The sequence below is a fragment of the Rhodoferax lithotrophicus genome, assembly GCF_019973615.1.
In the GTDB taxonomy this organism is placed as follows: Bacteria; Pseudomonadota; Gammaproteobacteria; order Burkholderiales; family Burkholderiaceae_C; genus Rhodoferax; species Rhodoferax lithotrophicus.
This window is the reverse complement of sequence record NZ_AP024238.1, coordinates 1304314-1327883: the sequence shown is the minus strand read 5'-3', so window position 1 is coordinate 1327883 and position 23570 is coordinate 1304314. Positions and strand designations below refer to the sequence as shown.

The following is a 23570-nucleotide window of genomic DNA, read 5'->3' as shown; positions in this document are numbered from 1 at the left end:
CCGCTCTTGGTGACCAGCCAGCCGCCAAGAACACCCTGCGGAATCCCCCAAAAGGGGGATTTACGGGGTAACCAATTACTGATACAAACCCTAAAGCCAGAGAGCTTGCAATAGTTTTTGTTTCATGTGCTTTTGAATGGCAAACCCCAGACCATTTTGCCTAGGAGCAGGAAATGAACGGTGAGGAGTCGGTTTTCATCGCCACAGCGCCTGCAGGGCGAAAAGACTATCGCCTGCTGTTCGCCTTCACCATGGTTTCTGCAGGCATCTTCCTCGTGGCGGCACCGTTTGCCAGTCTGCCACTGCATCCGGTTCCCACATTCATCGGGCTGAGCCTGGCAACCATCAGTGTTGTGGACTTGATCACCGGGGCCATGCTTCTGGGCCAATTCATCATGCTTCGCAATAAGGCCTTGCTGGCGCTGGCATGCGGCTATCTGTTCAACTTTGCCATGGCCGTGGCACAGGGCTTGAGCTTTCCGGGCCTGCTTGCCCCCAATGGCGTGATTGGCAACGGATCACAGACCACCGCCTGGCTGTATTTCTTCTGGCACGGTGGCTTTCTACTTTTCATAGGGGTCTATGCCGTATTCAAAGCCAAGGATGCGGCAACAGACACGACGAGCCTGCCCCACAAGCCCGGCGTTGTTCGCCTGGTTGCGGCCAGCATTTCAGCAACGGTGGTTCTGGCGGCATTCTTCATTCTTCTGGCCACCTCCAGCATCGCCACTCTGCCCGCCATCATGCAAGGCAATTCTGATGCCTCCAACAAAATTGTTGTCGCCACCATCACATGGCTGTGCACCGCGATAACACTGGCTGTACTGTGGCGACATCGGCCCCACACGAAAGTAGATATTGGACTCATGGCCATCCTTTGGGTGTGGATATTTGATATCGCCCTGGCTGCAGTTCTCAATAGCGCCCGTTACGACCTGGGCTGGTATGTTGGTCGGGTGTATGGCGTGATCGGTTCGAGCCTGGTGCTGTTGGTGCTGCTGTTGGAAAACGTGATTCTGTATGCAAGGCTTGCCCAGACCCACGCACGGGAGCTTCATGAACGCCAGCGGGTACAGGAAAAATCTGCCAAGTTAGCCGCTCTGAACAACGACCTGGATCAGTCCAATGCGGCCTTGCGAGACAGTTCCGCACGTATGCAGAGCATTCTGGACACGGCCCTGGACGGCATCATCACCATCAACGCCACGGGTTGTGTCGAGTCCATCAACCCAGCCGCCTTACGCATGTTTGGTTATACCTCGGTCGAGGTTGTCGGACACAACATCAGAATGCTCATGCCGGAGCCTTATGGCAGTGAACACTCCGAGTATTTAGCGCGTTACATACGTACATCGAACCCCCAGGTGATTGGCAGTGGACGCGAGGTTTTGGGTCTTCGCAAGGATGGGCATATTTTTCCGATGTCGCTGTCGATCAACGAAATGTGGATTACCAACGAGCGCAAGTTCACAGGTGTGGTGTCAGACATTACCGAACACAAGATGAACGAGGCCAAACTGATTACAGCCAAGGAGCAGGCAGAGAATGCCAATCGGATCAAGTCATCGTTTCTGGCCACGATGAGCCATGAAATTCGCACACCATTGGGTGGATTGCTCGGAATGCTGGAGTTACTCGGCTTCTCCAGGCTGGATGCCGAACAGAACATGCTGCTTAGCAGCGCGTACCAGTCAGGCAAGAGCCTGCTTCGCATCGTGAACGACATTCTTGACTGGTCGAAAATAGAGGACGGGAAACTGACCATTGCCCCAACACCCACACCCATCAGGCAACTGTTGACGGAAGTCGTCACAACCTATTCGCATGTTGCCAGTGGCAACGATGTCATTCTGTCGCAAACCGTCGATCAGAGCCTCAGCCCAGCCCATTTGGTTGACAGCTTGCGACTGTCACAAATCCTCAATAATTTTGTCAGCAATGCCGTCAAGTTCAGCCGCGGTGGCGAGGTTGAATTGCGGGCTGAACTTGTGGAGCACAACGCGGATGGCGAAAGAGTTCGGTTTTCAGTCACCGACACGGGGATCGGCATTGCGCCAGAGGTTCAATCAAGGCTCTTTCAAAATTACGGCCAAGGCAGTGCAGACACCGCCCGTATCTATGGTGGAACGGGGCTGGGACTGGCCATTTGTCGGCGTTTGGCAGGCCTGATGGATGCGGATATCTCGCTCGAAAGTATGCCGGGACAAGGCTCCACCTTCAGTGTTGCGTTATGGATGCCCATTGCTGAAATGCCTGAAGTGGTTACACCCGTGCTGTCTACCCCTCACAACACCGCCCTTGTTTCGCCCTCCGCGCATGGTGATGCCACCGCTGAGGCTCCACACATACTGGTCGCAGACGACAACCCCATCAATCGAAAACTGATGGCTTTGCAACTTCAGCGGTTGGGACTTCTGGTGGATACCGCACCGGACGGAGCCATGGCCTTTACGCTTTGGCAACAGGGCAAGTTCGCCCTGGTCATTACCGATTGCCATATGCCGGGCAAGGATGGTTACGCGTTAGCACAGTCGATTCGGCAGGTAGAAACACAAACCGGGCGCGCACGAACGCCTATTCTGGCCTGGACGGCCAATGCCCTTCCCAGCGAAGAACACAAGTGCCAACAGGCTGGCATGGATGAATTGTTGGTCAAGCCGGTGGATATTGCGCAATTGGAGCGGGTGCTTCCCAAATACCTGGCACATCCTCTGGCAAGCCAACCTGACTCCACTGCCACGGGGATCGCCGCGACATTGGCACGGCTGGATTTGAACGCTCTGTCACAACAGGTCGGTGAAGACCCCGCCGTGCAGCGGGAGTTCCTGTCGGACTTTCGGGAAAGTGTCGCGCATATTGCCACGGATATGTCGCGGGCCTGGAAACGTAAGGACACCAATGAGTGCGTGGCCTTGGCACACAAGCTGAAGTCATCTGCACGGGCGGTAGGTGCCTTTGCATTGGGCGACATCTGTGCCAAGATGGAAGCTGCCAGGTGGGAAATTGGAACGGGCTCCCTGGACCATTTGTATCCCCAGTTTGTTTTGGAAAGAGACGCAGTGGATGCTCTGCTGCGTGCCCATCTTGCCCAGACCAAGGAAGAAAGTAGGACTCTACATGGTTGACCCCTTCAATCCCAGCATTCTGGTGCTGGATGACGATCCATTCATGCTGAAACTGATGGAAAGGCATCTGGCTTTGTTCGGGTTGACCTCTGTGGTTTCCCATTCCAGTGGCGTGTCTGCTTTGGCCACCATGGATGCAACACCACAAGGCCTGGATCTGATCATGCTGGACCTTAACATGCCGGAAATGGATGGCATTGAATTCGTGCGGCACCTTGTGGAGCGCCGGTTCACGGGTAGCCTGATTCTGATCAGTGGAGAAAATGAACGTATGCTGCAATCGGCCAAAGCCCTGGTTCAGGCACACCACATCAAGCTGCTGGGGCAGCTTCACAAGCCGGTGGATCGGGACGAACTCAAAACCATTCTGAGCCAATGGCAGACCAGTGGTACTTCAGCCATCCATGTGAGCAACAAGAAATATGACGCACTGGCACTCAGCGCTGCGATTCTGAAAAACCAACTGGTCAATCACTACCAGCCCAAGGTGTTACTTGCCACGGGACGTATGGTGGGGGTGGAGACATTGGTGCGCTGGCAGCACCCTGAAGATGGCATGGTTTATCCAGATCAATTCATTGAGGTTGCGGAATCAGAGGGGCTGATTGATGACCTGACCCACTGGGTGCTGCATGAGGCCCTGCAACAAACCAGGGAATGGCATCTCATGGGCTTGCCGATCAAGGTAGCGGTCAACCTGTCCATGAACAATCTTGCCACACCTGCATTTGCAGACCTCGTTAGCCAGGCGGTTGCCAGCGCGGGACTCAAGCCAAGCGACATCGTTCTGGAAATCACAGAAAGTCAACTGAAGGCCGATATGCGTGTCCCGCTTGAAATCCTCACGCGGCTGCGTCTCAAGCGTTTTCGGCTGTCCATTGATGACTTCGGCACCGGCTATTCTTCGCTGGTGCAACTGCGGGATATTCCATTTGAGGAACTCAAGATTGACAAGAGTTTTGTGCACGGATCACATGCGAATGCGACCTTGGAGGCCATTTTTGACGGCAATATGCGCATGGCACGTCAATTGGAAATGGATGTCGTCGCCGAAGGTGTTGAAGACCGGGATGACTGGAACTTCCTTCGGGGCAGACAATGTGATCTAGCCCAAGGCTACTTCATTGCCAGACCGATGCCGGGCCACCAGATTCCAGATTGGGAAAAGAGCTGGAACTTGCGCATCCTGGAGGAGTCCTTGACCACCAAGCCAATAGCAAGGTGACGCGAGCACCCCCCACTGATGCACTTTATAGTTAAATCCGCGTCTTATTCACATGAGATCCATTGGGGTTGCGTCAAGTCTCGCCACCTCATGCCGCCCAAGCGCATGATTGCCACATGAATTTATTCACCTCCCTGCGCTACCTGGCCGCCTTGCACCAGCACAAACATTTTGGCCGTGCAGCGGCGGCTTGCCACATCACACAGCCAGCGTTTTCCAACGCCATCCGCGCGCTGGAGGAAGAGTTTGGCACCGCCATCGTCAAGCGTGGGCGGGCGTTTGAGAGCTTTACACCCGAGGGTGAACGCATCTTCATCAGTGCCCAACGCATGCTGCATGAGCAGGAATTGTTGCTGCAAGACCTCTCCAGCAAGGCCGATCAACCGGTGGGGGCTTTGACCCTGGGAGCGGTGCCGTCGGTGATGCCAATTGCAGCACGCTTTGCCGGGCATTTACAGGCACGTCACCCTGGCCTGTCACTGATCGTGCGGTCCATGAGCTCCCCTGACATTGAAAACGGTCTGGAAAACCTGTCCATTGACCTGGGTCTGGGCTACACCGACCGGCTCAAGTCACGCGCGGCCAAATTGGTCACCGTCAATCAATACACAGAACGGTATTTCCTGTTGCGCCGTGCCGCCCAACCAACCCCAGCAGGGCTGCACATTGCCGATCAACCCATGCGCTGGCAAGACACCGCAGGACTACCGCTGTGCCTGCTGACCCCGGAAATGCACAACCGCACGATTGTGGATGCCACCTTCAAGCAGCTGGGCCTGCGCATCCAACCTGTGATCGAGACCAATTCCATCCTGACGCTGGGCCTGACCGTACTGGTGGGGGATGTGTGCAGCATCCTGCCGGGGGCCTTGGTGGCGGTGCTGCGGGGTTATGCCGAGCTGGAGGCGGTGCCGCTGGTCGAGCCAGACGTGTTGACCCCCATCGGATTCATGTGGGCCGGGTCGGACCGCCCCTCCAACGCCATGCGTTCCGCACTGCGCATGGCCGATGACCCGCAGTGGCTGACCCACGTGATGGCGCATGTAGGTTTGCTGCAGTCCGGCGTGGAGGCTTGAAGCCCTCACCGCGGCAGTATCCTGCTGCACCATCCAACAGCAGCTCACCGGCCCAGAAGCGGTGCCGACTCTCAGACTATTTCCCATGAAAAAATTGATCAACCAGACCCCCAAGCGCGTGGACTTGGTGGTCTACCCCGGCTTCAAGGCGCTGGAAGCCATTGGCACCATGAGTGTGTTCGAGTACGCCAACCTGCACCTTGTCGGGCAAGGGCGGCCTGCGGGCTACCAGGTGAACATCAGCTCGGTGGCCATTGGGCCGGTGCAGTCAGACCTCCAGATGCGTCTGGAGGCCAGCCGGGGGCTCAGCGTAGATGATTTACCCGACACCGCCATCCTCATCGGTGCGCGCCACATTGAGCAGGCGCTGGCCGCCAACCCCGGCCTGGTCGACTGGGCGCGTGCCGTGGCCCCGCGCATCCAGCGTCTGGTGGCGCTGTGTTCGGGCAGCTTCTTTCTGGCGCAGGCGGGCTTGCTCGACGGACTGCCCGCCACCACCCACTGGAGCGTGGCGCCCCTGCTGCGCGAGAAGTTTCCCAAGGTGGATGTGCAGGCCGACGCGATCTACCTGCGCTGCGGGCGGCTGTGGACATCCGCCGGGGTGACCGCAGGCATTGATCTGGCGCTGGCGCTGGTGGAAGAAGATTTTGGCCGTGGCCTGGCTTTGCAGGTGGCGCGTGACATGGTGGTCTACCTCAAGCGCCCCGGCGGGCAGTCGCAGTTCAGCGTGCATCTGAGCAGCCAGGCCACCAGCCACCCTGGCATTCGGGAGATTCAAGACTGGGTGTTGTCCCACCTGTCGGAGCCACTGGACGTGTCGCTGCTGGCAGCCAAGGTGGCCATGAGCGAGCGCAACTTCCGCCGCGTGTTCCTGCGCGAGGTGGGCAGCAGCCCGCTCCAGTTCATCGAAGCCGCCCGGCTGGAAGCTGGTCGACGGTTGCTGGAAGAAGGCGACCTGCCCCTCAAATCGGTGGCTGCCCGGATTGGTTTTGCCTCAGAGCAATCCTTGCGCAAGCTGTTTCTCAAACACCTGGGGGTGTTGCCGCAGGCTTATCGGGAGCGGTTTGGTGGGGTGGCTTAGTTTTGTTGCCAAATAAGCCTCTGGAACTTGTAATATAAGCGTAAGAAGCTATAAAAATCAAAGCAAAATAAGCTCAACCCAAACTCACCCCCAACCCCTGTGCATGGTGTGCCAGATGTTCCGCCATGAAGGTGCTGATGAAGTAATACCCATGGTCATAACCCGCGTGGCGACGCAGCGTGAGCGGCTGACCTGCCTTGGCACAGGCGGCTTCAAACTGCTCGGGGTGCAACTGTTCGGCCAGGAATTTGTCGGCCAGACCCTGGTCGATCAGGATGCCGCCGGGGAAGGGCGCAGTGCTCAGGCTGCTCATCAGCGCACTGGCATCGTGTGCAGCCCAAACGCTGGGATCGGCCCCGAGGTAGTTGGCAAACGCTTTTTGACCCCACGGGCACAGGCTGGGCGCACAAATGGGCGCAAAGGCCGAGAGTGATTGGAAGCGCCCCGGATGCCGTAGCGCCAGCGTCAACGCCCCGTGCCCGCCCATCGAGTGGCCGGTGATGCCCAGGCGTTGCATATCCAATGGCAGGCTCTGACCCAGCAGGGGCAGCAGCTCTTGCATCAGGTAACTTTCCATGCGCCAGTTTGTGGCCCAAGGGGCTTGGGTGGCATCCAGGTAAAAGCCTGCGCCCACGCCAAAGTCCCAGGCATCGGCTTCGCCCGCCACACCGGCGCCGCGTGGGCTGGTGTCGGGCGCAATCAGCGCCAGCCCGAGTTCGGCCGCCACACGCTGGGCTCCGGCTTTGATCATGAAAGTTTCTTCGGTGCAGGTCAGGCCCGCCAGGTACAGCGCGGCGGGCACCGGGCCAAGTGCTGCCTGCGGCGGCAGGTAGACCGAAAAGCGCATCGGCAGGCCGATTTCGCTTGAGTCGTGCTGGTAAAAGCGTTGCACGCCGCCAAAGCAGGCGTGTTCACTTTGCAGTTGCAGAAGAGAGTGATTCATTTGCTATTTGTTTTGTAGCTTCTTACGCATGATTTATCTGCGCTAGAGGCCGATTTGATCAATAAATCACGACACCACGGATGGATTCGCCGCGTTTCATCAAGTCAAAGCCCTTGTTGATGTCTTCCAGCGGCATGGTGTGGGTGATCAGGTCGTCGATGTTGATCTTGCCTTCCATGTACCAGTCCACAATTTTGGGCACGTCGGTGCGGCCACGTGCGCCGCCAAAGGCCGAGCCTTCCCATTTGCGGCCGGTCACCAGTTGGAACGGGCGGGTGCTGATTTCGGCCCCGGCTTCGGCCACACCGATGATGATGCTGCGGCCCCAGCCCTTGTGCGTGCATTCCAGCGCCTGGCGCATCACCTGGGTGTTGCCGATGCACTCAAAGCTGTAGTCCGCGCCACCGTCGGTGAGCTGCACGATGCTGTCGACCACGTTCTCCACCTCCTTGGGGTTGATGAAGTGGGTCATGCCAAATTTGCGCGCCATCTCCTGGCGGGCCGGGTTGATGTCCACGCCGATGATCTTGTCGGCCCCAACCATCTTCGCCCCCTGGATCACGTTCAGCCCAATGCCGCCCAGGCCGAACACGACCACGTTGGCCCCGGCTTCCACCTTGGCGGTGAAGATCACCGCACCAATGCCGGTGGTCACGCCGCAGCCGATGTAGCAGACCTTGTCAAACGGCGCGTCTTCGCGGATCTTGGCCAGGCTGATCTCGGGTGCGACGGTGTAGTTGCTGAAGGTGGATGTGCCCATGTAGTGAAAAATCGGCTCGCCATTCAGGCTGAAGCGGCTGGTGGCATCGGGCATCAGGCCCTTGCCCTGCGTGCCGCGAATCAGTTGGCACAGGTTGGTTTTGCGGCTCAGGCAAAACTTGCACTGGCGGCATTCGGGCGTGTAGAGCGGGATGACGTGGTCGCCTTTTTTCAACGTGGTCACGCCGGGACCCACATCCACCACAATGCCCGCGCCTTCGTGGCCCAGGATGGCGGGGAAGATGCCCTCGGGGTCGGCACCGCTCAGGGTGTAGTAGTCGGTGTGGCAGATGCCGGTGGCTTTGATCTCGACCAGCACTTCGCCAAATTTGGGGCCTTGCAGGTCGACGGTTTCAATGGTCAGGGGCTGGCCTGCTTTCCAGGCGACGGCGGCTTTGGTTTTCATAAGAGTGTCTCTTGGTGGGAATGGGTAAAAGGGGCGGTCAGCGTGTCAGCTCAGACGCGGCGGCAGGTGAATGTAAGGCACGGCGAAGATACCCGAAGGATGACGTGCCTGACTTGGCCGTCTGAAGGCCCAACTTGGCCGAAGTGAATCGTGCCACGGGCCATTCTTACCGCAGGGGTTATGCAAGCAGCTTCATACATTCAAAAAATGAATGGGGTGATGCGCAGAATAAATTTGCCAATCTTCATGCTCGGCCATGAAACTGGCATCAGCGCACATTAAAGTGCGCATCCCTTATTAGCAGGAGACAGCATGACATCAATCGCCTTGGGGGCGCATTCGCCTTCCGAAGAAAAGCTGAACATTCTCAGCAAAGAGCACATCATCGCCGGGCCGGGCTTTAACCGCTGGCTGGTACCACCGGCCGCCCTGGCCATTCACCTGTGCATTGGCATGGCCTACGGCTTTTCGGTGTTCTGGTTGCCGCTGTCCAAGGCACTGGGCATCAAGGAGGCCATCAAGTGTGGGCCGGATGTGGGCTTCTTCGGGCAACTGTTCACCACCACGTGTGATTGGCAAATTTCAACCCTGGGCTGGATGTACACCCTGTTTTTTGTGTTGCTGGGTTCTTCGGCTTCCCTGTGGGGAGGCTGGCTGGAGCGTGTTGGGCCACGCAAGGTCGGTGTGGTGGCCGCGTTGTGCTGGGCCGGTGGTCTGGTGATCTCGGCGCTGGGGGTGCATCTGCACCAGTTCTGGATGATGATTCTGGGCTCGGGGGTGATTGGGGGTATCGGGCTGGGCCTGGGCTACATCTCGCCGGTGTCGACGTTGATCAAGTGGTTCCCTGATCGTCGAGGCATGGCCACCGGCATGGCCATCATGGGGTTTGGCGGTGGTGCCATGGTGGGTTCCCCTTTGGCTGCAGACCTGATGAAGTACTTTGCCACACCCACCAATGTGGGTGTAGTGCAGACTTTTCTGGTCATGGCGGCGGTGTACTTTGTGTTCATGATGGCGGGTGCTTTTGGGTACCGCATTCCAGAGACGGGTTGGAAACCGGCTGGCTGGACACCCAAACCATCCCATGCGAAGAACGCCATGATCACCCAGCACCACGTGCACGTCAAAAAGGTGTGGGGTATTCCGCAATTCTGGTTGATCTGGATGGTGTTGTGTATGAACGTGAGTGCCGGTATTGGCGTGATTGGCATGGCTTCGCCGATGTTGCAGGAAGTGTTTGGCGGCTCGCTGATTGGCGTGACGCAAAAGTTTGGTGAACTCGATAAAACCCAACTGGCCGCGATTGCGGGTATTGCCGCCGGTTTCACCGCACTGCTGAGTTTGTTCAACATTGGTGGCCGCTTCTTCTGGGCATCGATTTCTGATCACCTGGGCCGCAAGCTCACTTATGTCATCTTTTTTGTGTTGGGTGGCGTGCTGTATTTCAGCATTCCCGGCAGTGCCGCCAGTGGCTCCAAGCTGATGTTTGTGTGTGCGTTTTGCGTGATTCTGAGTATGTACGGTGGTTGCTTCTCGACCGTTCCGGCTTATCTGGCAGACATCTTCGGTACCCAGATGGTGGGGGCCATTCATGGCCGCTTGCTCACCGCCTGGGCCACTGCAGGCATTGTGGGCCCGGTGGTGGTGAACTACATGCGTGACTACCAGCTTGGTCTGGGGCTGCCACGGGAACAGGTTTACAACCAGACCATGTACATCCTGGTGGGCTTTTTGGTGGTGGGCTTGATCTGCAATTTGCTGGTGCGCCCGCTGAATCCCAAGTGGTTCATGACACCGCAAGAGCTGGAGGTGGAGAAACGTCTGGCGCATGAAAAAGTCAAGTCTTCCGAGGTGCACGGCGACGGCACCCATGCGCATGACAAACCCAGCAACCCGTTGTTTGTGGTGCTGGCTTGGACCGCCGTGGGTATTCCACTGGTGTGGGGGGTGTACCGCACCTCCATCACGGTGGCCAAGTTTTTCTGATGGACTGACCAGGTAAACATCCCCATGCTGACTGAAACAACGCGCCAGACGGTTCAACACCTGGTAGCCGCCCAAAAACATGTACCCGGGGCCTTGCTGCCCATTCTTCATGACATTCAGGATGCGCTGGGCTACATCCCGGCACAAGCGCTGGGTAACATTGCGCAGGCCCTGAACCTGTCGCGCGCCGAAGTGCATGGTGTGGTGAGCTTCTACCATTTCTTCCGGCACGAGCCAGCCGCAGCACAGGTGGTGCAGATTTGCCGTGCCGAAGCCTGCCAGTCCATGGGTGCTGAAGCACTCTGGGCGCACGCCTGCAGCCGCCTGCAAACCCAGGGGGGTACGTCGGCTGATGGCGCGGTCACGCTGGAGCCGGTGTATTGCCTGGGCTTGTGTTCGTCATCACCCGCCATGGTAGTGGATGACAAGTTACATGCCCGGGTGGATGCCGACAAATTTGACCGCCTGGTCGCTGCGGCAGGGAGTGCGGCATGAGCTTCAAAATCTATGTGCCGCGTGACTCGGCTGCCGTGGCCCTTGGTGCGGACGAAGTCGCCGCCGCCCTGCTGGCCCAAGCCCAACAGCGTGGGCTGGAGATGGATCTGGTGCGCAACAGCTCACGTGGCCTGTTTTGGCTGGAACCCTTGGTGGAAGTGCAAACCCCTGCTGGCCGTGTCGCCTACGGCCCGGTGACCGCTGAGGATGTGACTGGTTTGCTGGACGCACAGTTCCACACCGGTGCTGACCACCGCTTGAAGCAGGGGCTGGTGGATGAGATCCCCTATTTGAAACAGCAGGAACGCCTGACCTTCGCCCGCATGGGCGTAACCGACCCGTTGTCCTTGGCTGACTATGAAGCCCACGCTGGTTTTGCCGGATTACGCCGGGCTTTGACCCTGGATGCCTCCGTGGTGGTACAGCAGGTGCTGGACTCCGGCCTGCGCGGGCGCGGTGGTGCGGCCTTTCCGGCCGGCATCAAGTGGAAAACCGTGGCGGCAGCCCAGGCCGCGCAAAAGTATGTGGTGTGCAACGCCGATGAAGGTGACTCCGGCACCTATTCCGACCGCATGACGCTGGAGGGCGACCCCTTCATGCTGATTGAGGGCATGACGATTGCGGCCATTGCCACTGGGGCGACGCAAGGCTATGTCTATATCCGCAGCGAGTACCCGCACGCAGTGGCCACTATGCGTGAGGCGATTGACAAGGCCACAGCGGCGGGCTTTCTGGGCGCGGACATTCTGCAGTCTGGCAAGACCTTCCATCTGGAAGTGCGCAAGGCCGCCGGGGCCTATGTGTGTGGTGAAGAAACCGCCATGCTGGAAAGTATGGAAGGCAAGCGCGGCGTGGTGCGCGCCAAACCGCCGATCCCGGCACTCCAAGGCCTGTTTGGCCAGCCCACGGTGATCAACAACGTGATCACCCTGGCCTCGGTGCCGATCATCCTGGCGCGGGGTGCGGATTTCTACAAGCACTACGGGGTCGGACGCTCACACGGCACGCTGCCGTTTCAGCTCACCGGCAACGTCAAGCGCGGCGGGCTGATTGAAAAAGCCTTTGGTGTCACCCTGCGCCAGTTGATGTTTGACTTTGGCGGCGGCAGTGCCTCGGGCCGCCCGATCAAGGCGGTGCAGGTTGGCGGGCCGCTGGGGGCCTATGTGCCTGAGTGTTATTGGGATCTGCCCCTGGACTACGAGGCCTATGCCGCTGTGGGCATCACGGTCGGCCACGGTGGCATCGTGGTGCATGACGACACGGCCGACCTGTCCAGGCTGGCGCGTTACGCCATGGAATTTTGTGCCATCGAGTCGTGTGGCAAATGCACACCGTGCCGCATTGGTTCAACCCGGGGTGTCGAGGTGATGGACCGCCTCAAGAACGGCGACCACCAGGCAGAGGTGCTGCTGCGTGATTTGTGCGACACCATGCTGCATGGTTCCTTGTGCGCCTTGGGCGGCATGACCTCCAACCCGGTGCTGTCGGCACTGAACTATTACCCGCAGGATTTTGGTCTGGCCGCGTCCGTGGCCAAAGTCGTTTGAAAGTCCAGGATCAGGAAAACATCATGTTTGAACATCTGAAAGAAACCGATTACGGCACCCCTCGACGCACATCAGCGCAAGAAGTGACGCTGGAGATAGACGGCCAAAGTGTGACGGTAGCCGCAGGCACGTCGCTGATGCGTGCCGCTTTGGAGGCCAGCATCCAGGTGCCCAAACTCTGCGCCACCGACAGCCTGGAGCCTTTTGGTTCCTGCCGTCTGTGCCTGGTGGAGATTGAAGGTCGCCGGGGCTTTCCGGCATCCTGCACCACACCAGCCGAGCAAGGCATGAAAGTGCGCACCCAAACGCCCAAATTGCAGCAATTACGCAAGGGGGTGATGGAACTCTATATTTCGGACCACCCGCTGGACTGCCTGACCTGTGCCGCCAGTGGTGACTGCGAATTGCAGGACATGGCCCGTGTCACCGGACTGCGCGAGGTTCGCTATGGAAGTTGCAGTGCAACACACTTCAAAGACGAGGGATTGAAGCCTGTTGATACCTCAAACCCTTATTTCAACTATGACCCCAGCAAGTGCATCGTGTGCAACCGCTGTGTCCGCGCCTGTGAAGAAACGCAGGGCACCTTTGCGCTCACCATTTCGGGCCGGGGCTTTGCATCTCGCGTGTCACCGGGGCAGGATCAGCCGTTCATGGAGAGTGATTGCGTGAGCTGCGGAGCTTGTGTGGCCGCCTGCCCGACGGCCACCTTGCAGGAAAAAAACGTGGTAGAGCTGGGCCAGCCCGAGCACAGCGTTATCACCACCTGCGCCTACTGCGGTGTGGGTTGCGGTTTCAAGGCTGAGGTCAAAAATCAAACCGTGGTGCGCATGGTGCCCTGGAAAGACGGCAAGGCCAACGAGGGCCATGCCTGCGTCAAGGGTCGTTTCGCCTGGGGCTATGCCACGCACCAAGACCGCATCACCCAGCCGATGATCCGCAAGAGCATCCGCGATGCCTGGCAAGAGGTGAGCTGGGATGAGGCCATCGCTTATGCGGCCAGTGAGTTCAAACGCATCCAGGCCAAAGACGGCAAAGATGCGGTGGGCGGCATCACCTCCTCGCGCTGCACCAACGAAGAGGTCTACCTGGTGCAAAAACTGATTCGCGCCGCCTTTGGCAACAACAATGTGGACACCTGCGCCCGCGTTTGCCATTCGCCCACCGGCTACGGTATGGGCGAAACCTTTGGCACTTCGGCGGGCACACAAACCTTCAAATCGGTCGAGCAGGCTGACGTGGTGCTGGTCATGGGTTCCAACCCCACCGCCGCGCACCCGGTGTTTGCCTCGCGCCTGAAAAAACGCCTGCGCAACGGGGCCAAACTGATCGTGGTCGACCCGCGTGAGATTGAGCTGGTGAGTTCCCCCCACATTCAGGCCGCGCATCACCTGGCGCTTAAACCCGGCACCAATGTCGCCATGATCACGGCGCTGGCGCATGTGGTGGTGACCGAGGGGCTGGTCAATGAGGCCTTTGTGGCCGAGCGTTGCGACACCAAGAGTTTCAACGACTGGCGTGCCTTTGTGGCCAAGCCCGAGAATTCCCCTGAAGCCTTTGAGTCCGTCACCGGCGTGCCCTCTGCTGAAGTGCGGGCAGCGGCGCGCTTGTTTGCCAGCGGCCCCAATTCAGCCATCTACTACGGCCTGGGTGTGACCGAACATGCGCAAGGTTCCACCACGGTGATCGGTATCTGCAACCTGGCCATGGCCTGCGGCATGATCGGGCGCGAAGGCGTGGGCGTGAACCCGTTGCGCGGCCAGAACAATGTGCAAGGCAGTTGCGACATGGGCAGCTTCCCGCATGACCTGCCGGGTTACCGCCACATTGGCAACACGGCGGTGCGTGAGCAGTTCAACGCCGCCTGGGGGGTCACACTCAACCCTGAGCCGGGCCTGCGCATTCCCAACATGTTTGATGCTGCGTTGGACGGCACGTTCAAGGGCTTGTACTGCGTGGGTGAAGACATTGTGCAGTCTGACCCCAACACCCAGCATGTGGTCTCAGCCTTGGAAAAGATGGAATGCATCGTGGTGCAAGACCTGTTTTTGAACGAGACCGCCAAGTACGCTCATGTGCTGTTACCGGGCAGCTCGTTCCTGGAGAAAGACGGTACCTTCACCAATGCCGAGCGGCGCATCAGCCGGGTGCGCAAGGTGATGCCACCGCTGTCAGGCATGGGCGACTGGGAGGCCACCATGAAGCTGACCAACGCGCTAGGCTACCCCATGCACTACAGCCATCCCGAGCAGATCATGCAGGAGATTGCCTCTCTCACGCCTTCGTTCCAGGGCGTGAGCTATGACAAGATCGAGCGCCTGGGCAGCGTGCAGTGGCCGTGTAACGAGAACACGGTGGAGGCCGGCACATCGCTGATGCACATTGATCAATTTGTGCGTGGCAAGGGTAAGTTTTTCAACACGCAATACGTGGCCACCGATGAGAAAGTCACGCGCAAATACCCGTTGATTTTGACCACAGGGCGCATCCTGTCGCAGTACAACGTCGGTGCTCAAACCCGGCGCACCGAAAACAGCCGCTGGCACAGTGAAGACCGGTTGGAGATTCATCCGCATGATGCGCAAGAACGCGGCATCCAGCACAACGACTGGGTCGGCATTGACAGCCGGGCCGGGCAAACCGTGTTGCGCGCCGATGTCACCGAGCGCATTCAGCCGGGCGTGGTCTACACCACCTTCCACTTCCCCGAGTCGGGTGCGAACGTGATCACCACCGACAACTCCGACTGGGCCACCAATTGCCCCGAGTACAAAGTGACGGCGGTGCAAGTGATGCCGGTGGCGCAGCCTTCGGAGTGGCAAAAATCCTATGCCCGCTTCAACGCCGAACAACGAGCCCTGGCGCAGGCGGTGTTGCCGCTGGAGCCTGCGGTGTCCGGGGCAGACCTTTAGGAGGTGGCTATGGACTTGACCGTTATGGACTTACCCGCCTACCGGGCACTGGCAGTACACCGGGTTCGCGCTGGACGGCCTTTGCAAGGGCAAGACAGCGTGGCCGAAGAAGTGCCGGTGGCGCTGGAGTTCAACGGGGTGTCCCACGCCGTGATGATGGCCACACCGGCTGATCTGGAAGATTTTGCCTACGGCTTTGCGCTGACCGAAGGCATTGTGGATGCGACTGCACAGATTCATGACTGTGAATACGCTTCAGGCCCGCAGGGCTATACAGTGCAGCTCAGTATTGCGGCATCGTGCTTTGCCAGGCTGAAGGAAATGCGGCGCAATTTGACCGGGCGCACCGGCTGCGGGCTGTGTGGTACCGAGAGCCTGGCACATGCCGTGCGCGTGCTTGCACCTTTGAAAATGCGCCCCAGTTTTACTGCAGCAGCGGTCACTCTGGCGGCAGCCAGTTTGCGTGAATACCAATGCCTTTTGGCCGCAACCGGGGCCACACATGCTGCGGCCTGGTGTACGGCTGATGGACATATCGAATTGATTCGGGAAGATGTAGGCCGTCACAATGCCCTGGACAAATTGGTCGGGGCGCTGCTGCGCTCCAGCCTGGATGCCCGCAGCGGTTTTGTCCTCATCACCAGCCGCGCCAGTTACGAGATGGTGCAAAAAACTGCCACAGCGGGCATTGCATTGCTGGCCGCTGTCTCGGGTGTGACGGGGTTGGCGGTGGATGTGGCGCAAAGTGCCGGGCTCACACTGCTGGGTTTTACCCGCGGCACAGATTTTTCAATTTACAGTCACCCGGAACAACTTTCACTGGACTCCCAATGACACCAGACGACACCTTGATTCGCATGGCCAACCAGATTGGCACTTTTTTTGAAAGCATGCCTGACCGTACTGAGGCCTTAGGAGGAATTGCCAAGCACATCAAAAACTTTTGGGACCCCCGCATGCGCAAAGCTTTTTTGGCGCATGTAGACGGTCCGCACCACGAGGACATCAAGCCCATTGTGTTGTCGGCGATAGCCGAGCATCGGGCATTGTTAGGGTAATGCTGCTTCGTTCATCCACAGCCCGAACCTTGGTATGGCACGCCTGGAAAGTTTCGTAGCCAATTCAGCTTGCAAAACCGACATTGCGTAGCGCCACATACAGCAGCGTACCAGCCAAAATGCTCAAGAGCGCATGCCTGCGCCACCACTGCAGACCCATGGTTGTCACCACCGCAACCAATTCGGCCCACGGACCTGACGGGTTTTGACCGGCGCTGCCCACCAGGGTATGTAACAGCAGCAGCGTCATGATGGCCAGTGGCAGAAACCGCCCCAGCCGCTGTACCAACGGGTGGCTTTGCAAAAAGCGGGCGGCCAAAAAAGGCAGGGCACGCAAACCAAAGGTCACCACGGTCATGGCGGCCAGCACACCCAAGGCGTAGGTGATGTCGATCATGGGGCAGCCTCTTCGTGTGTGGACTTGGGCCAGAAAAGCCCAGCACACACACTCAAGGCAATGGCCACCAGCAGCGCCTGCTGTGGCATGACCGCCAGAGCGATGCCGTAGCTGGCAACCGCCACCCACAGGGGTGCACTGGATTCGGCGCTACGCCATTGTTCAACAGCCAGCACGGCAAACAGTGCGGCCAGCGCAAAGTCCAACCCGACCAGCCCAATTTGGGCCTGCGCCCCAATCACCGCGCCCAGCAAGGTGCCCAGCACCCACCAGCCCTGATTAAGCAGCGCCACAGTCACCATCTGGCCAGCGCGTGTACCCGGCGGTAAGGTGGTGAGTACCGAATAGGTTTCATCTGTCAACGCAAACACCAGATACCAACGTGCTCCCGGTTGGCTAGGCAGCTTGTTCAGAAGTGACAAGCCGTAAAACATGTGGCGTAAATTCACCACCAGCGTAGCCAGCGCAATCGAAGCCACGGGCAGCCCAGCCGCCAGCATTGGCACCATCATGAACTGCGAGGCTCCCGCATAAACAAACACACTGGCCGTGAGCGCCAACCACCAGGGCGCGCCCGCTTGCACAAATAAGAATCCAAACACCATGCCCAATGGCACATAGCCCATGGCAACGGGAACGGAGAGTGACAGCACCGAAATGCGGGGTATGCCAGGTACTGGCGATGGGTCCGAGGGAGAAATCATGACGCGTTGATTGAACTGACAGTATTCGCAGTAGTTGAATTTAAAACCCGCATAACCTTCCCATCTTGTTCAGCGGGAACCCTTGTGCTCATTTGAATCCAAATCTGGCGACGGAATGTGATGGGGATCGGGCCGGCCGGTGCAACGGTGACTCACACCTTCGAAATAAGGTAAAAGTGCCTTCGCTGCTTCGATACGCAGACGCAATTCGGCGGCAGGGTCATTCATCACCCAGAGCAGAAAGCGCTTCGGATCAGTGTCAACCTCAGCGGTGGCCGGCCCCTTGCCCGGAACCTTGTCTGCTTCGTCGGCTGTTGGGGTAGAAGTCGACAGCGTTGCCTGGGGAGAAGGAACATTTGCCAGGCTGAGCTGCTCCTGTGCTCGGCGAAAGTCGGCGGGCCTGATGCTCACCAGACGTGACAGCAGATTGGCCTGAGCATCAGGATTGGGCGGCAAATCGAGCCAAGGCTCATCTGCAAACATGCTGGCCAGTTCGGGGGCAACAAATGCCGACCAATGACCTGTCTCTGTCTGCAGGGCGGGCACCATGCTGGCATGCAGGGCATGTTGGGGGGCTGCGGCATCGGCCGTCGGCATCATGCGGATGTATCTTGGGGCAATAGGGCCAAGGTAACGCAAGCGCAGCAACGCGAGGAAATCCATCGCATGTGTGACAGAGACTGGCGCTGAAAGCGAGAACCAGACCTGGTAAGCGTTGATGCCGGACACGGCAATGGCGGGCGCGGGAAGGTCCAGTTCGTTCTGGACACCTTGCCAGAGTGCAGCGACCCCGTCCCAGCCCGTCGGCTGGGTAATTTCCACCACCATGGCACGAACCTGTCCATCGGCATTGATCAGATGGTGTGCTGCATTTGCAGAATCCTGCCCTTCGGACTGCCGGTCATTTGGAAGATAGAGGCGATTCAGCTCCGTTTGCAATCTGTTCATGGTTTGATGAGGTGTAGGGCTTAGCGCGTCTTCGCGGGTGTTTTGACTCTACACGATAACTGTCGGCGTAGAAGTGGTGTCGCCCATGCCAGGTTTCTCCAGTTTGAGGCATCATGGCCGACAGCCGCATAACCACGGGCGGCCCCTTAAACTCAAGTCGACATGCGTATTCAACTCGTCTCAGACCTTCACCTGGAGTGCCACCCGGACTTCATGCCCAGCGCAGCACCAAATACCGATGTTCTGGTGCTGGCGGGAGATATTGGCTCCTACCAGGCTGGCTCACGTCTGGCGGAAGATGATTTCGGGTTGTCGCGGTTTTCTCCGCTCAGACCATGTGCACCCTGGCCAAGGGTATTGTTCACGCCTGGAAACCATGAGTTTGATTCACTTGAATTTGAAGATACCTATACCAGGCTACGCGGGATCTGCAGCCGCCTGGGAATTGACTGGCTAGAGCGGGAAGTTGTGATGATCGGGCGGGTTCGCTTCATCGGCACAACCTTGTGGAGCGATTTTGATGCGTTTGCCAGGTCTGCCACCCAGATCACCCAACAGATGAAGCTGCGCGAGAAAGCATTTAAAGCTGCCAATTACTACCTCAGCAAGAACACCACCCTCCGGCAGGGGGCTCCCATGCTGGCCGATTCAATTCGTGAAATGTCTCTGGTGTGCCAAGCCTGGCTGCGGACCGCATTGGAAACCCCCTTTGATGGCACGACGGTAGTTGTTACACATTTTGCCCCGACGCTGCAGAGTGCAGACTTGCGCTACGGGCTACAACCCGGAACCGCCGGGTTTTGTAACACCCTGGATGAACTGTTGCCCCTGGCACAAGTATGGATGCACGGGCATCTGCATTGCCCCAATCATTACACGGTGACCGGGACAAAAGACGGGCAGTCATTTGCTTGCCGGGTGGTTGCCAATCCGCTTGGCTACGCCGCCAAGGGTGAGCAACAGGGTTATTTAGAAGAGTTTGTGGTTGAGCTGCCAGAGGCACTTGTGAATGGACTCTCTGCTTGAATTGTCGGAGGTTGCGGCAGAACCCGCGTAAGGGGCTGATCTGCCCAGCATCCGGGTGTGCCTGGAAGGCCAACACTCAGTGCATCCGTTCGAACCCAGAGGCTATCCATGCCTGGGCGCTGGCCATGTTCAGCTTGAACGCAGGATGGACAGCCTGTCGAGCCAATTCATTGCCGAATTCGTCCTGCGCACTTAATGCGGCGGTGGCACCTTCTTCATCAGGCACGATGGCCAGTGCAACCCGAATCTGTTTGCCATCCACTGCAACGGTAACGTTCTTGTTGAGCTGGGCATGGCGTTGCTGCTCCGTACGGCGGATCACCTCTTTGGCCGTCTTGACCAGCGTGTTGAAAGCGGCGGTGTCGAGTGGTTTGGGATTTTTTTTGTCCCGTCCCATTGTCCAGGGACCCACCAAGGCGGGCTCGGACTCGCCTGCCAAATACATGGCGACAGCCCAACCATCATCATCTTCGTTCTTGATGACGCGAGCAGTCCACTGCTGGTCACTCCACACACGGGCTTGCTGAATGGGCTCGGGGATATCAACGGTCATGACACTCATGGGCAAAGGTTTGTAGCATAGTGCCGATTCTCTGCACCGGCCAAGTAGGTGGCATATTTTTTGGGCTTGGAAATCAGCAAATTCCAGGCACCCGTCTGAAAATCCGGCTTTCAGCACCGAACCCCACCTGATCAGTTCACACTTGGCATCAGGCCCGGGATCAGTTTGCAGGCAGATTTCTGGCTAAACTCACTGGTGCTCCCCTTGGGGGAGCCATACATTTTGGGAGCGACATCGACACCATGAACTCTAATTTTTCACAGTTTTCCCGTCGGCTGCAACGCGGCTTCACCTTGATCGAACTGATGGTGGTGCTGCTCATCATTGGTGTGCTGGCTGCGCTGATCGTGCCCAATGTGCTGGAGCGTGCGGACGATGCCCGTGTCACCGCCGCCAAAACCGATGTCACCAACCTGATGCAGGCCCTGAAACTTTACCGGCTTGATAACCAGCGCTACCCCACCGCAGAACAGGGCTTGCAGGCCCTGCTGGTCAAGCCCACGGTGGCCCCGGTGCCCGGCAACTGGAAAACCTACCTGGATCAATTACCCAAAGACCCCTGGGGCCAAGCCTATGTGTACCTGAACCCCGGCATCAAGGGTGAGGTGGATGTGATGTCTTACGGCGCGGACGGCCAGGCTGGTGGTGAAGGCAAGAATGCCGATATTGGCAGCTGGCAGCCCTGATGCCGGTTTGCCGGGTGAACGTCAGACGGCTGGCATGGCCTGTATTTCCCCTCTTGCACACGGCACCTGAGCAGGTACCCCGGAACCGGTTTATCCATGACTGAGCGGTGGCACACCTGGGCCATGCCACGGCAAGCTGGGTTCACCCTGCTGGAGCTGCTGGTGGTGCTGGCCATTGTCGCAATAGGTTCAGCCGGTGTCGGTTTCGCCATGCGCGATGGCACACAGACCCGCCTGGAACGCGAAGCACTGCGCCTGTCGGCCTTGTTTGAAGCCGCACGGGCACGTTCACAGCTGGGTGGTGTACCGGTGCGCTGGCTGCCTGGCACCGTCGGCTTTCGTTTTGAGGGGCTTCCCATGCAGGCTGACAGCACCGCCAATCTACCAACGGCCTGGTTGGATACCGATACACGTGCAGTGGTGGATGCCCCACTGGCCAATGCCAATCGCAGTCAGCCGCAAAGTTTACTGTTGGGGCCAGATCCAATCATTGCCCCCCAAAGCGTAACCCTGACATCGCGCAGCCAACCCGACAAAACGCTGCGTTTGGCGACCGATGGGGTGCGGCCATTTGCCGTGCAGGTGCAGCCATGAAGCGCAGCCCAAGCCGTACCGTGGAGGGTAGCAGCACCCATCCGCAAACCGGTTTTACCCTGATCGAGGTGTTGGTGGCGCTGGGTATTGTGGCCATTGCCTTGTCCGCAGGCCTGCAAGCCACCGGGGCCATTACCCGCCACGCGCAGCGCCAGTCAGACATGCTGCTGGCCCAGCTGTGCGCTGAAAACGCCTTGGTCAAAGTGCGGCTGGCGCGTCAGCTGCCTGGTGTGGGTGACAGCACCACGGCGTGTGAACAGGCGGGCCGCAACTTGACCGTGGCGCAATCTGTGCGTCCCACGCCCAACTTCAACTTCAGGCGGGTGGATGCACAGGTATTGGATGGCGAAGTGCCCATCTGGCGCGTCAGCACCGTGGTGGGACGCTACTGATGCGGCACCACACACGCGGGTTCACACTGATTGAGCTGTTGGTGGCCATCAGCCTGATGGCCTTGATGGCGGTGCTGAGCTGGCGCGGACTGGATGGCATCAGCCGTTCCCAGAGCCAATTGCAGCAGCGCAGTGACGATGTACAGGCGCTGCAATCCACGCTGGGCCAGTGGGGTGCTGACCTGGACGCGCTGGCCGAGCAGCCCAATACCCCGAGCCTGGATTGGGACGGCCGTGCCATGCGCATCCTGCGTCGCAGCAACACGGGTGCGGGGGCCGGTTTGGTGGTGGTAGCCTGGGCTCGGCGCACAACAGGCGGCGCAGGCCAATGGCTGCGCTGGCAATCCCCCGAGCTGCATACCCGTGGCGAACTGGATCGGGCCTGGCAAAAAGCCCAGCTCTGGGCACAAACCCCCAGTGAGGATGATCGCCAGCGGGAAGTGCGCACGGTGGCCCTGGATGCCTGGCAAATCTTTTTCTACCGGGGTAATGCCTGGACCAACCCACTGTCCAGTGCTGGCACGCCAGCGACAGTGAATGGCACGGACGGGGCAGCGGCAACAACTGACGCAGACAACACCACGCCCGATGGTGTGCGCCTGGTGCTGAACCTTTCCGGCGGCCAGGCGCTCAGTGGCACACTCACCCGCGACTGGGTGCGTCCGATACTGGTGGGCAGCCCATGAAGGCACAACGCGGGGCCGCCATCCTGATGGCCATGCTCATTGTGGTGCTGGTGGCCACGCTGGCCTCCGGCATGATGTGGCAGCAGTGGCGCAGCTTTGAGCTGGAATCAGCCCAGCGCACCCGGGTGCAAGCGGCCTGGATTCTGACCGGTGGACTGGACTGGGCGCGGCTGATCCTGCGCGAAGATGCCCGCCAAGGTGGCCCGGATCACTTGTCAGAGCCCTGGGCGGTGCCGCTGGCCCCGGCACGCTTGTCCACTTTTCTGGCTGCCGAGCGGGGGCAGGCCCTGGTAAGTGATGAGAATGACCCAGACCAGGAGGCTTTCCTGGCCGGTGGCATGCAAGACCTGCAAGCACGGCTGAATGTGACCAATCTGATCGATGGCGGCAAGCTGCATGAGCCCAGCCGGGCCGCCTGGGCGCGCTTGTTTGAGCACCTCAACCTGCCAGAGCAAGAGCTGGATGGCATGGCACAACGCTTACTGCAAGCCACCCTGGCAGTGCGCAAACCCGAACCCAAGGCCGATCTGATGCCGCAAACCGTAGCGGATCTGGTCTGGCTGGGGTTGTCACCCACCACCTTGCAGGCCATTACGCCCTTTGTGACGCTGCTGCCTGCGCGCACGCCTGTGAACCTGAACACCGCGACGGCAGAAGTCTTGTTGGCCAGCGTGCCGGGGCTGGACATGGCCAAGGCACGCCAGTTGGTGCAGCAACGTGCCACCAAGCCGCTGGAGAACCTGAATGATGCCGAGCAACGCCTGGACAACCCGCAGCTGCATCTGGATGCGGCATTACACAGTATTTCTTCCCGTTTTTTCAGTGTCACCGGGCAACTGCGTATGGGATCGAGCACGTTGCAAGAGCGTTCTGTGCTACAGCGCGACGGGCTCAACGTGACGGTTCTCAGCCGTGTGCGCGAGGTGGTGGCCGCTGAGGGCACGCCCCTACAATGAAAAGCT

22 protein-coding genes are annotated in these 23570 nt (G+C 59.0%); 16 read left to right on the top strand and 6 right to left on the bottom strand.

Going from position 1 to position 23570, the window contains the following annotated elements:
- The first annotated feature begins 173 nt into the window (after positions 1 to 173).
- The 4 genes from LDN84_RS06165 (at position 174) to LDN84_RS06150 (ending at position 6507) form a co-directional block, all read left to right on the top strand.
- Complete coding sequence (locus tag LDN84_RS06165) at positions 174 to 3125, top strand: ATP-binding protein (RefSeq protein WP_223909886.1); 2952 nt, start codon at positions 174 to 176, stop codon at positions 3123 to 3125.
- Positions 3118 to 4350, top strand: a complete 1233-nt coding sequence (locus tag LDN84_RS06160) for an EAL domain-containing response regulator (RefSeq protein WP_223909882.1) — start codon at positions 3118 to 3120, stop codon at positions 4348 to 4350. The genes LDN84_RS06165 and LDN84_RS06160 overlap by 8 nt, the downstream gene beginning before the upstream one ends.
- 116 nt (positions 4351 to 4466) lie before the next feature.
- Entirely contained in the window at positions 4467 to 5426 is a 960-nt protein-coding gene (locus LDN84_RS06155; protein WP_223909879.1) for a LysR family transcriptional regulator, read from the top strand.
- Positions 5427 to 5511: 85 nt separating this feature from the next.
- Positions 5512 to 6507, top strand: a complete 996-nt coding sequence (locus tag LDN84_RS06150) for a GlxA family transcriptional regulator (protein WP_223909876.1) — start codon at positions 5512 to 5514, stop codon at positions 6505 to 6507.
- Between the two features lie 73 nt (positions 6508 to 6580).
- Here the strand turns inward: LDN84_RS06150 and fghA are convergent, their stop codons facing one another.
- Positions 6581 to 7450, bottom strand: a complete 870-nt coding sequence (gene fghA, locus LDN84_RS06145) for an S-formylglutathione hydrolase (protein WP_276572419.1) — start codon at positions 7448 to 7450, stop codon at positions 6581 to 6583.
- A 58-nt stretch (positions 7451 to 7508) separates the two neighbouring features.
- Positions 7509 to 8615 carry an S-(hydroxymethyl)glutathione dehydrogenase/class III alcohol dehydrogenase gene (locus tag LDN84_RS06140; protein ID WP_223909873.1) on the bottom strand — a complete coding sequence of 369 codons (1107 nt, stop codon included), beginning with the start codon at positions 8613 to 8615 and terminating at the stop codon, positions 7509 to 7511.
- 312 nt (positions 8616 to 8927) lie between these two features.
- Here LDN84_RS06140 and LDN84_RS06135 point away from each other — a divergent pair, with 312 nt between their 5' ends.
- From LDN84_RS06135 to LDN84_RS06110, 6 genes are read left to right on the top strand one after another with little or no spacing between them, the layout of a single operon-like run.
- The gene (locus tag LDN84_RS06135) at positions 8928 to 10601 is read left to right on the top strand and encodes an OFA family MFS transporter (RefSeq protein ID WP_223909870.1); all 1674 of its coding nucleotides are present in this window, start codon (positions 8928 to 8930) and stop codon (positions 10599 to 10601) included.
- A 24-nt stretch (positions 10602 to 10625) separates the two neighbouring features.
- The gene (locus LDN84_RS06130) at positions 10626 to 11096 is read left to right on the top strand and encodes a formate dehydrogenase subunit gamma (RefSeq protein WP_223909867.1); all 471 of its coding nucleotides are present in this window, start codon (positions 10626 to 10628) and stop codon (positions 11094 to 11096) included.
- Entirely contained in the window at positions 11093 to 12643 is a 1551-nt protein-coding gene (locus LDN84_RS06125; RefSeq protein WP_223909865.1) for a formate dehydrogenase beta subunit, read from the top strand. The genes LDN84_RS06130 and LDN84_RS06125 overlap by 4 nt, the downstream gene beginning before the upstream one ends.
- Before the next feature lie 23 nt (positions 12644 to 12666).
- Positions 12667 to 15555 (top strand): formate dehydrogenase subunit alpha, encoded by a 2889-nt coding sequence (gene fdhF / locus LDN84_RS06120; protein ID WP_223909861.1) that lies wholly within the window; start codon positions 12667 to 12669, stop codon positions 15553 to 15555.
- A 15-nt stretch (positions 15556 to 15570) separates the two neighbouring features.
- Complete coding sequence (gene fdhD, locus LDN84_RS06115) at positions 15571 to 16389, top strand: formate dehydrogenase accessory sulfurtransferase FdhD (protein ID WP_435405942.1); 819 nt, start codon at positions 15571 to 15573, stop codon at positions 16387 to 16389.
- The gene (locus tag LDN84_RS06110) at positions 16386 to 16613 is read left to right on the top strand and encodes a formate dehydrogenase subunit delta (RefSeq protein WP_223909855.1); all 228 of its coding nucleotides are present in this window, start codon (positions 16386 to 16388) and stop codon (positions 16611 to 16613) included. The genes fdhD and LDN84_RS06110 overlap by 4 nt, the downstream gene beginning before the upstream one ends.
- 64 nt (positions 16614 to 16677) lie before the next feature.
- Here the strand turns inward: LDN84_RS06110 and LDN84_RS06105 are convergent, their stop codons facing one another.
- From LDN84_RS06105 to LDN84_RS06095, 3 genes are all read right to left on the bottom strand, one after another.
- Entirely contained in the window at positions 16678 to 17010 is a 333-nt protein-coding gene (locus LDN84_RS06105) for a branched-chain amino acid transport AzlD family protein (RefSeq protein ID WP_223909852.1), read from the bottom strand.
- Positions 17007 to 17714: an AzlC family ABC transporter permease gene (locus LDN84_RS06100; RefSeq protein ID WP_223909849.1), complete on the bottom strand. Its 708-nt coding sequence runs from the start codon at positions 17712 to 17714 to the stop codon at positions 17007 to 17009. Before LDN84_RS06100 ends, LDN84_RS06105 begins: the two co-directional genes overlap by 4 nt.
- A 69-nt stretch (positions 17715 to 17783) precedes the next feature.
- On the bottom strand, positions 17784 to 18662 hold the full coding sequence (locus LDN84_RS06095) for a hypothetical protein (RefSeq protein ID WP_223909847.1): 879 nt from the start codon (positions 18660 to 18662) through the stop codon (positions 17784 to 17786).
- A 162-nt stretch (positions 18663 to 18824) separates the two neighbouring features.
- Here LDN84_RS06095 and LDN84_RS06090 point away from each other — a divergent pair, with 162 nt between their 5' ends.
- On the top strand, positions 18825 to 19688 hold the full coding sequence (locus LDN84_RS06090; RefSeq protein ID WP_223909844.1) for a metallophosphoesterase: 864 nt from the start codon (positions 18825 to 18827) through the stop codon (positions 19686 to 19688).
- A gap of 76 nt (positions 19689 to 19764) precedes the next feature.
- On the opposite strand, the gene LDN84_RS06085 is transcribed toward LDN84_RS06090, so the two are convergent.
- Positions 19765 to 20241: a hypothetical protein gene (locus LDN84_RS06085; RefSeq protein WP_223909841.1), complete on the bottom strand. Its 477-nt coding sequence runs from the start codon at positions 20239 to 20241 to the stop codon at positions 19765 to 19767.
- A 251-nt stretch (positions 20242 to 20492) separates the two neighbouring features.
- On the opposite strand from LDN84_RS06085, the gene gspG reads away from it, so the two are divergent.
- From gspG to gspK, 5 genes are all read left to right on the top strand, one after another.
- A complete protein-coding gene (gspG, locus tag LDN84_RS06080; RefSeq protein ID WP_223909838.1) occupies positions 20493 to 20936 on the top strand; it encodes a type II secretion system major pseudopilin GspG in 444 nt (147 codons plus the stop codon).
- Positions 20937 to 21032: 96 nt separating this feature from the next.
- The gene (locus LDN84_RS06075; RefSeq protein WP_223909835.1) at positions 21033 to 21530 is read left to right on the top strand and encodes a prepilin-type N-terminal cleavage/methylation domain-containing protein; all 498 of its coding nucleotides are present in this window, start codon (positions 21033 to 21035) and stop codon (positions 21528 to 21530) included.
- A complete protein-coding gene (gspI, locus tag LDN84_RS06070) occupies positions 21527 to 21922 on the top strand; it encodes a type II secretion system minor pseudopilin GspI (RefSeq protein WP_223909832.1) in 396 nt (131 codons plus the stop codon). Before LDN84_RS06075 ends, gspI begins: the two co-directional genes overlap by 4 nt.
- Positions 21922 to 22608: a PulJ/GspJ family protein gene (locus tag LDN84_RS06065; RefSeq protein ID WP_223909829.1), complete on the top strand. Its 687-nt coding sequence runs from the start codon at positions 21922 to 21924 to the stop codon at positions 22606 to 22608. The genes gspI and LDN84_RS06065 overlap by 1 nt, the downstream gene beginning before the upstream one ends.
- A complete protein-coding gene (gene gspK / locus LDN84_RS06060; RefSeq protein ID WP_223909827.1) occupies positions 22605 to 23564 on the top strand; it encodes a type II secretion system minor pseudopilin GspK in 960 nt (319 codons plus the stop codon). Before LDN84_RS06065 ends, gspK begins: the two co-directional genes overlap by 4 nt.
- Positions 23565 to 23570: the final 6 nt, after the last annotated feature.

Coding starts and splice junctions, on each gene's coding strand:
- LDN84_RS06165 (WP_223909886.1), top strand. CDS start 174: ATGAACGGTGAGGAGTCGGTTTTCATCGCCACAGCGCCTGCAGGGCGA.
- LDN84_RS06160 (WP_223909882.1), top strand. CDS start 3,118: ATGGTTGACCCCTTCAATCCCAGCATTCTGGTGCTGGATGACGATCCA.
- LDN84_RS06155 (WP_223909879.1), top strand. CDS start 4,467: ATGAATTTATTCACCTCCCTGCGCTACCTGGCCGCCTTGCACCAGCAC.
- LDN84_RS06150 (WP_223909876.1), top strand. CDS start 5,512: ATGAAAAAATTGATCAACCAGACCCCCAAGCGCGTGGACTTGGTGGTC.
- fghA (WP_276572419.1), bottom strand. CDS start 7,450: ATGAATCACTCTCTTCTGCAACTGCAAAGTGAACACGCCTGCTTTGGC.
- LDN84_RS06140 (WP_223909873.1), bottom strand. CDS start 8,615: ATGAAAACCAAAGCCGCCGTCGCCTGGAAAGCAGGCCAGCCCCTGACC.
- LDN84_RS06135 (WP_223909870.1), top strand. CDS start 8,928: ATGACATCAATCGCCTTGGGGGCGCATTCGCCTTCCGAAGAAAAGCTG.
- LDN84_RS06130 (WP_223909867.1), top strand. CDS start 10,626: ATGCTGACTGAAACAACGCGCCAGACGGTTCAACACCTGGTAGCCGCC.
- LDN84_RS06125 (WP_223909865.1), top strand. CDS start 11,093: ATGAGCTTCAAAATCTATGTGCCGCGTGACTCGGCTGCCGTGGCCCTT.
- fdhF (WP_223909861.1), top strand. CDS start 12,667: ATGTTTGAACATCTGAAAGAAACCGATTACGGCACCCCTCGACGCACA.
- LDN84_RS06110 (WP_223909855.1), top strand. CDS start 16,386: ATGACACCAGACGACACCTTGATTCGCATGGCCAACCAGATTGGCACT.
- LDN84_RS06105 (WP_223909852.1), bottom strand. CDS start 17,010: ATGATCGACATCACCTACGCCTTGGGTGTGCTGGCCGCCATGACCGTG.
- LDN84_RS06100 (WP_223909849.1), bottom strand. CDS start 17,714: ATGATTTCTCCCTCGGACCCATCGCCAGTACCTGGCATACCCCGCATT.
- LDN84_RS06095 (WP_223909847.1), bottom strand. CDS start 18,662: ATGAACAGATTGCAAACGGAGCTGAATCGCCTCTATCTTCCAAATGAC.
- LDN84_RS06090 (WP_223909844.1), top strand. CDS start 18,825: ATGCGTATTCAACTCGTCTCAGACCTTCACCTGGAGTGCCACCCGGAC.
- LDN84_RS06085 (WP_223909841.1), bottom strand. CDS start 20,241: ATGACCGTTGATATCCCCGAGCCCATTCAGCAAGCCCGTGTGTGGAGT.
- gspG (WP_223909838.1), top strand. CDS start 20,493: ATGAACTCTAATTTTTCACAGTTTTCCCGTCGGCTGCAACGCGGCTTC.
- LDN84_RS06075 (WP_223909835.1), top strand. CDS start 21,033: ATGACTGAGCGGTGGCACACCTGGGCCATGCCACGGCAAGCTGGGTTC.
- gspI (WP_223909832.1), top strand. CDS start 21,527: ATGAAGCGCAGCCCAAGCCGTACCGTGGAGGGTAGCAGCACCCATCCG.
- LDN84_RS06065 (WP_223909829.1), top strand. CDS start 21,922: ATGCGGCACCACACACGCGGGTTCACACTGATTGAGCTGTTGGTGGCC.
- gspK (WP_223909827.1), top strand. CDS start 22,605: ATGAAGGCACAACGCGGGGCCGCCATCCTGATGGCCATGCTCATTGTG.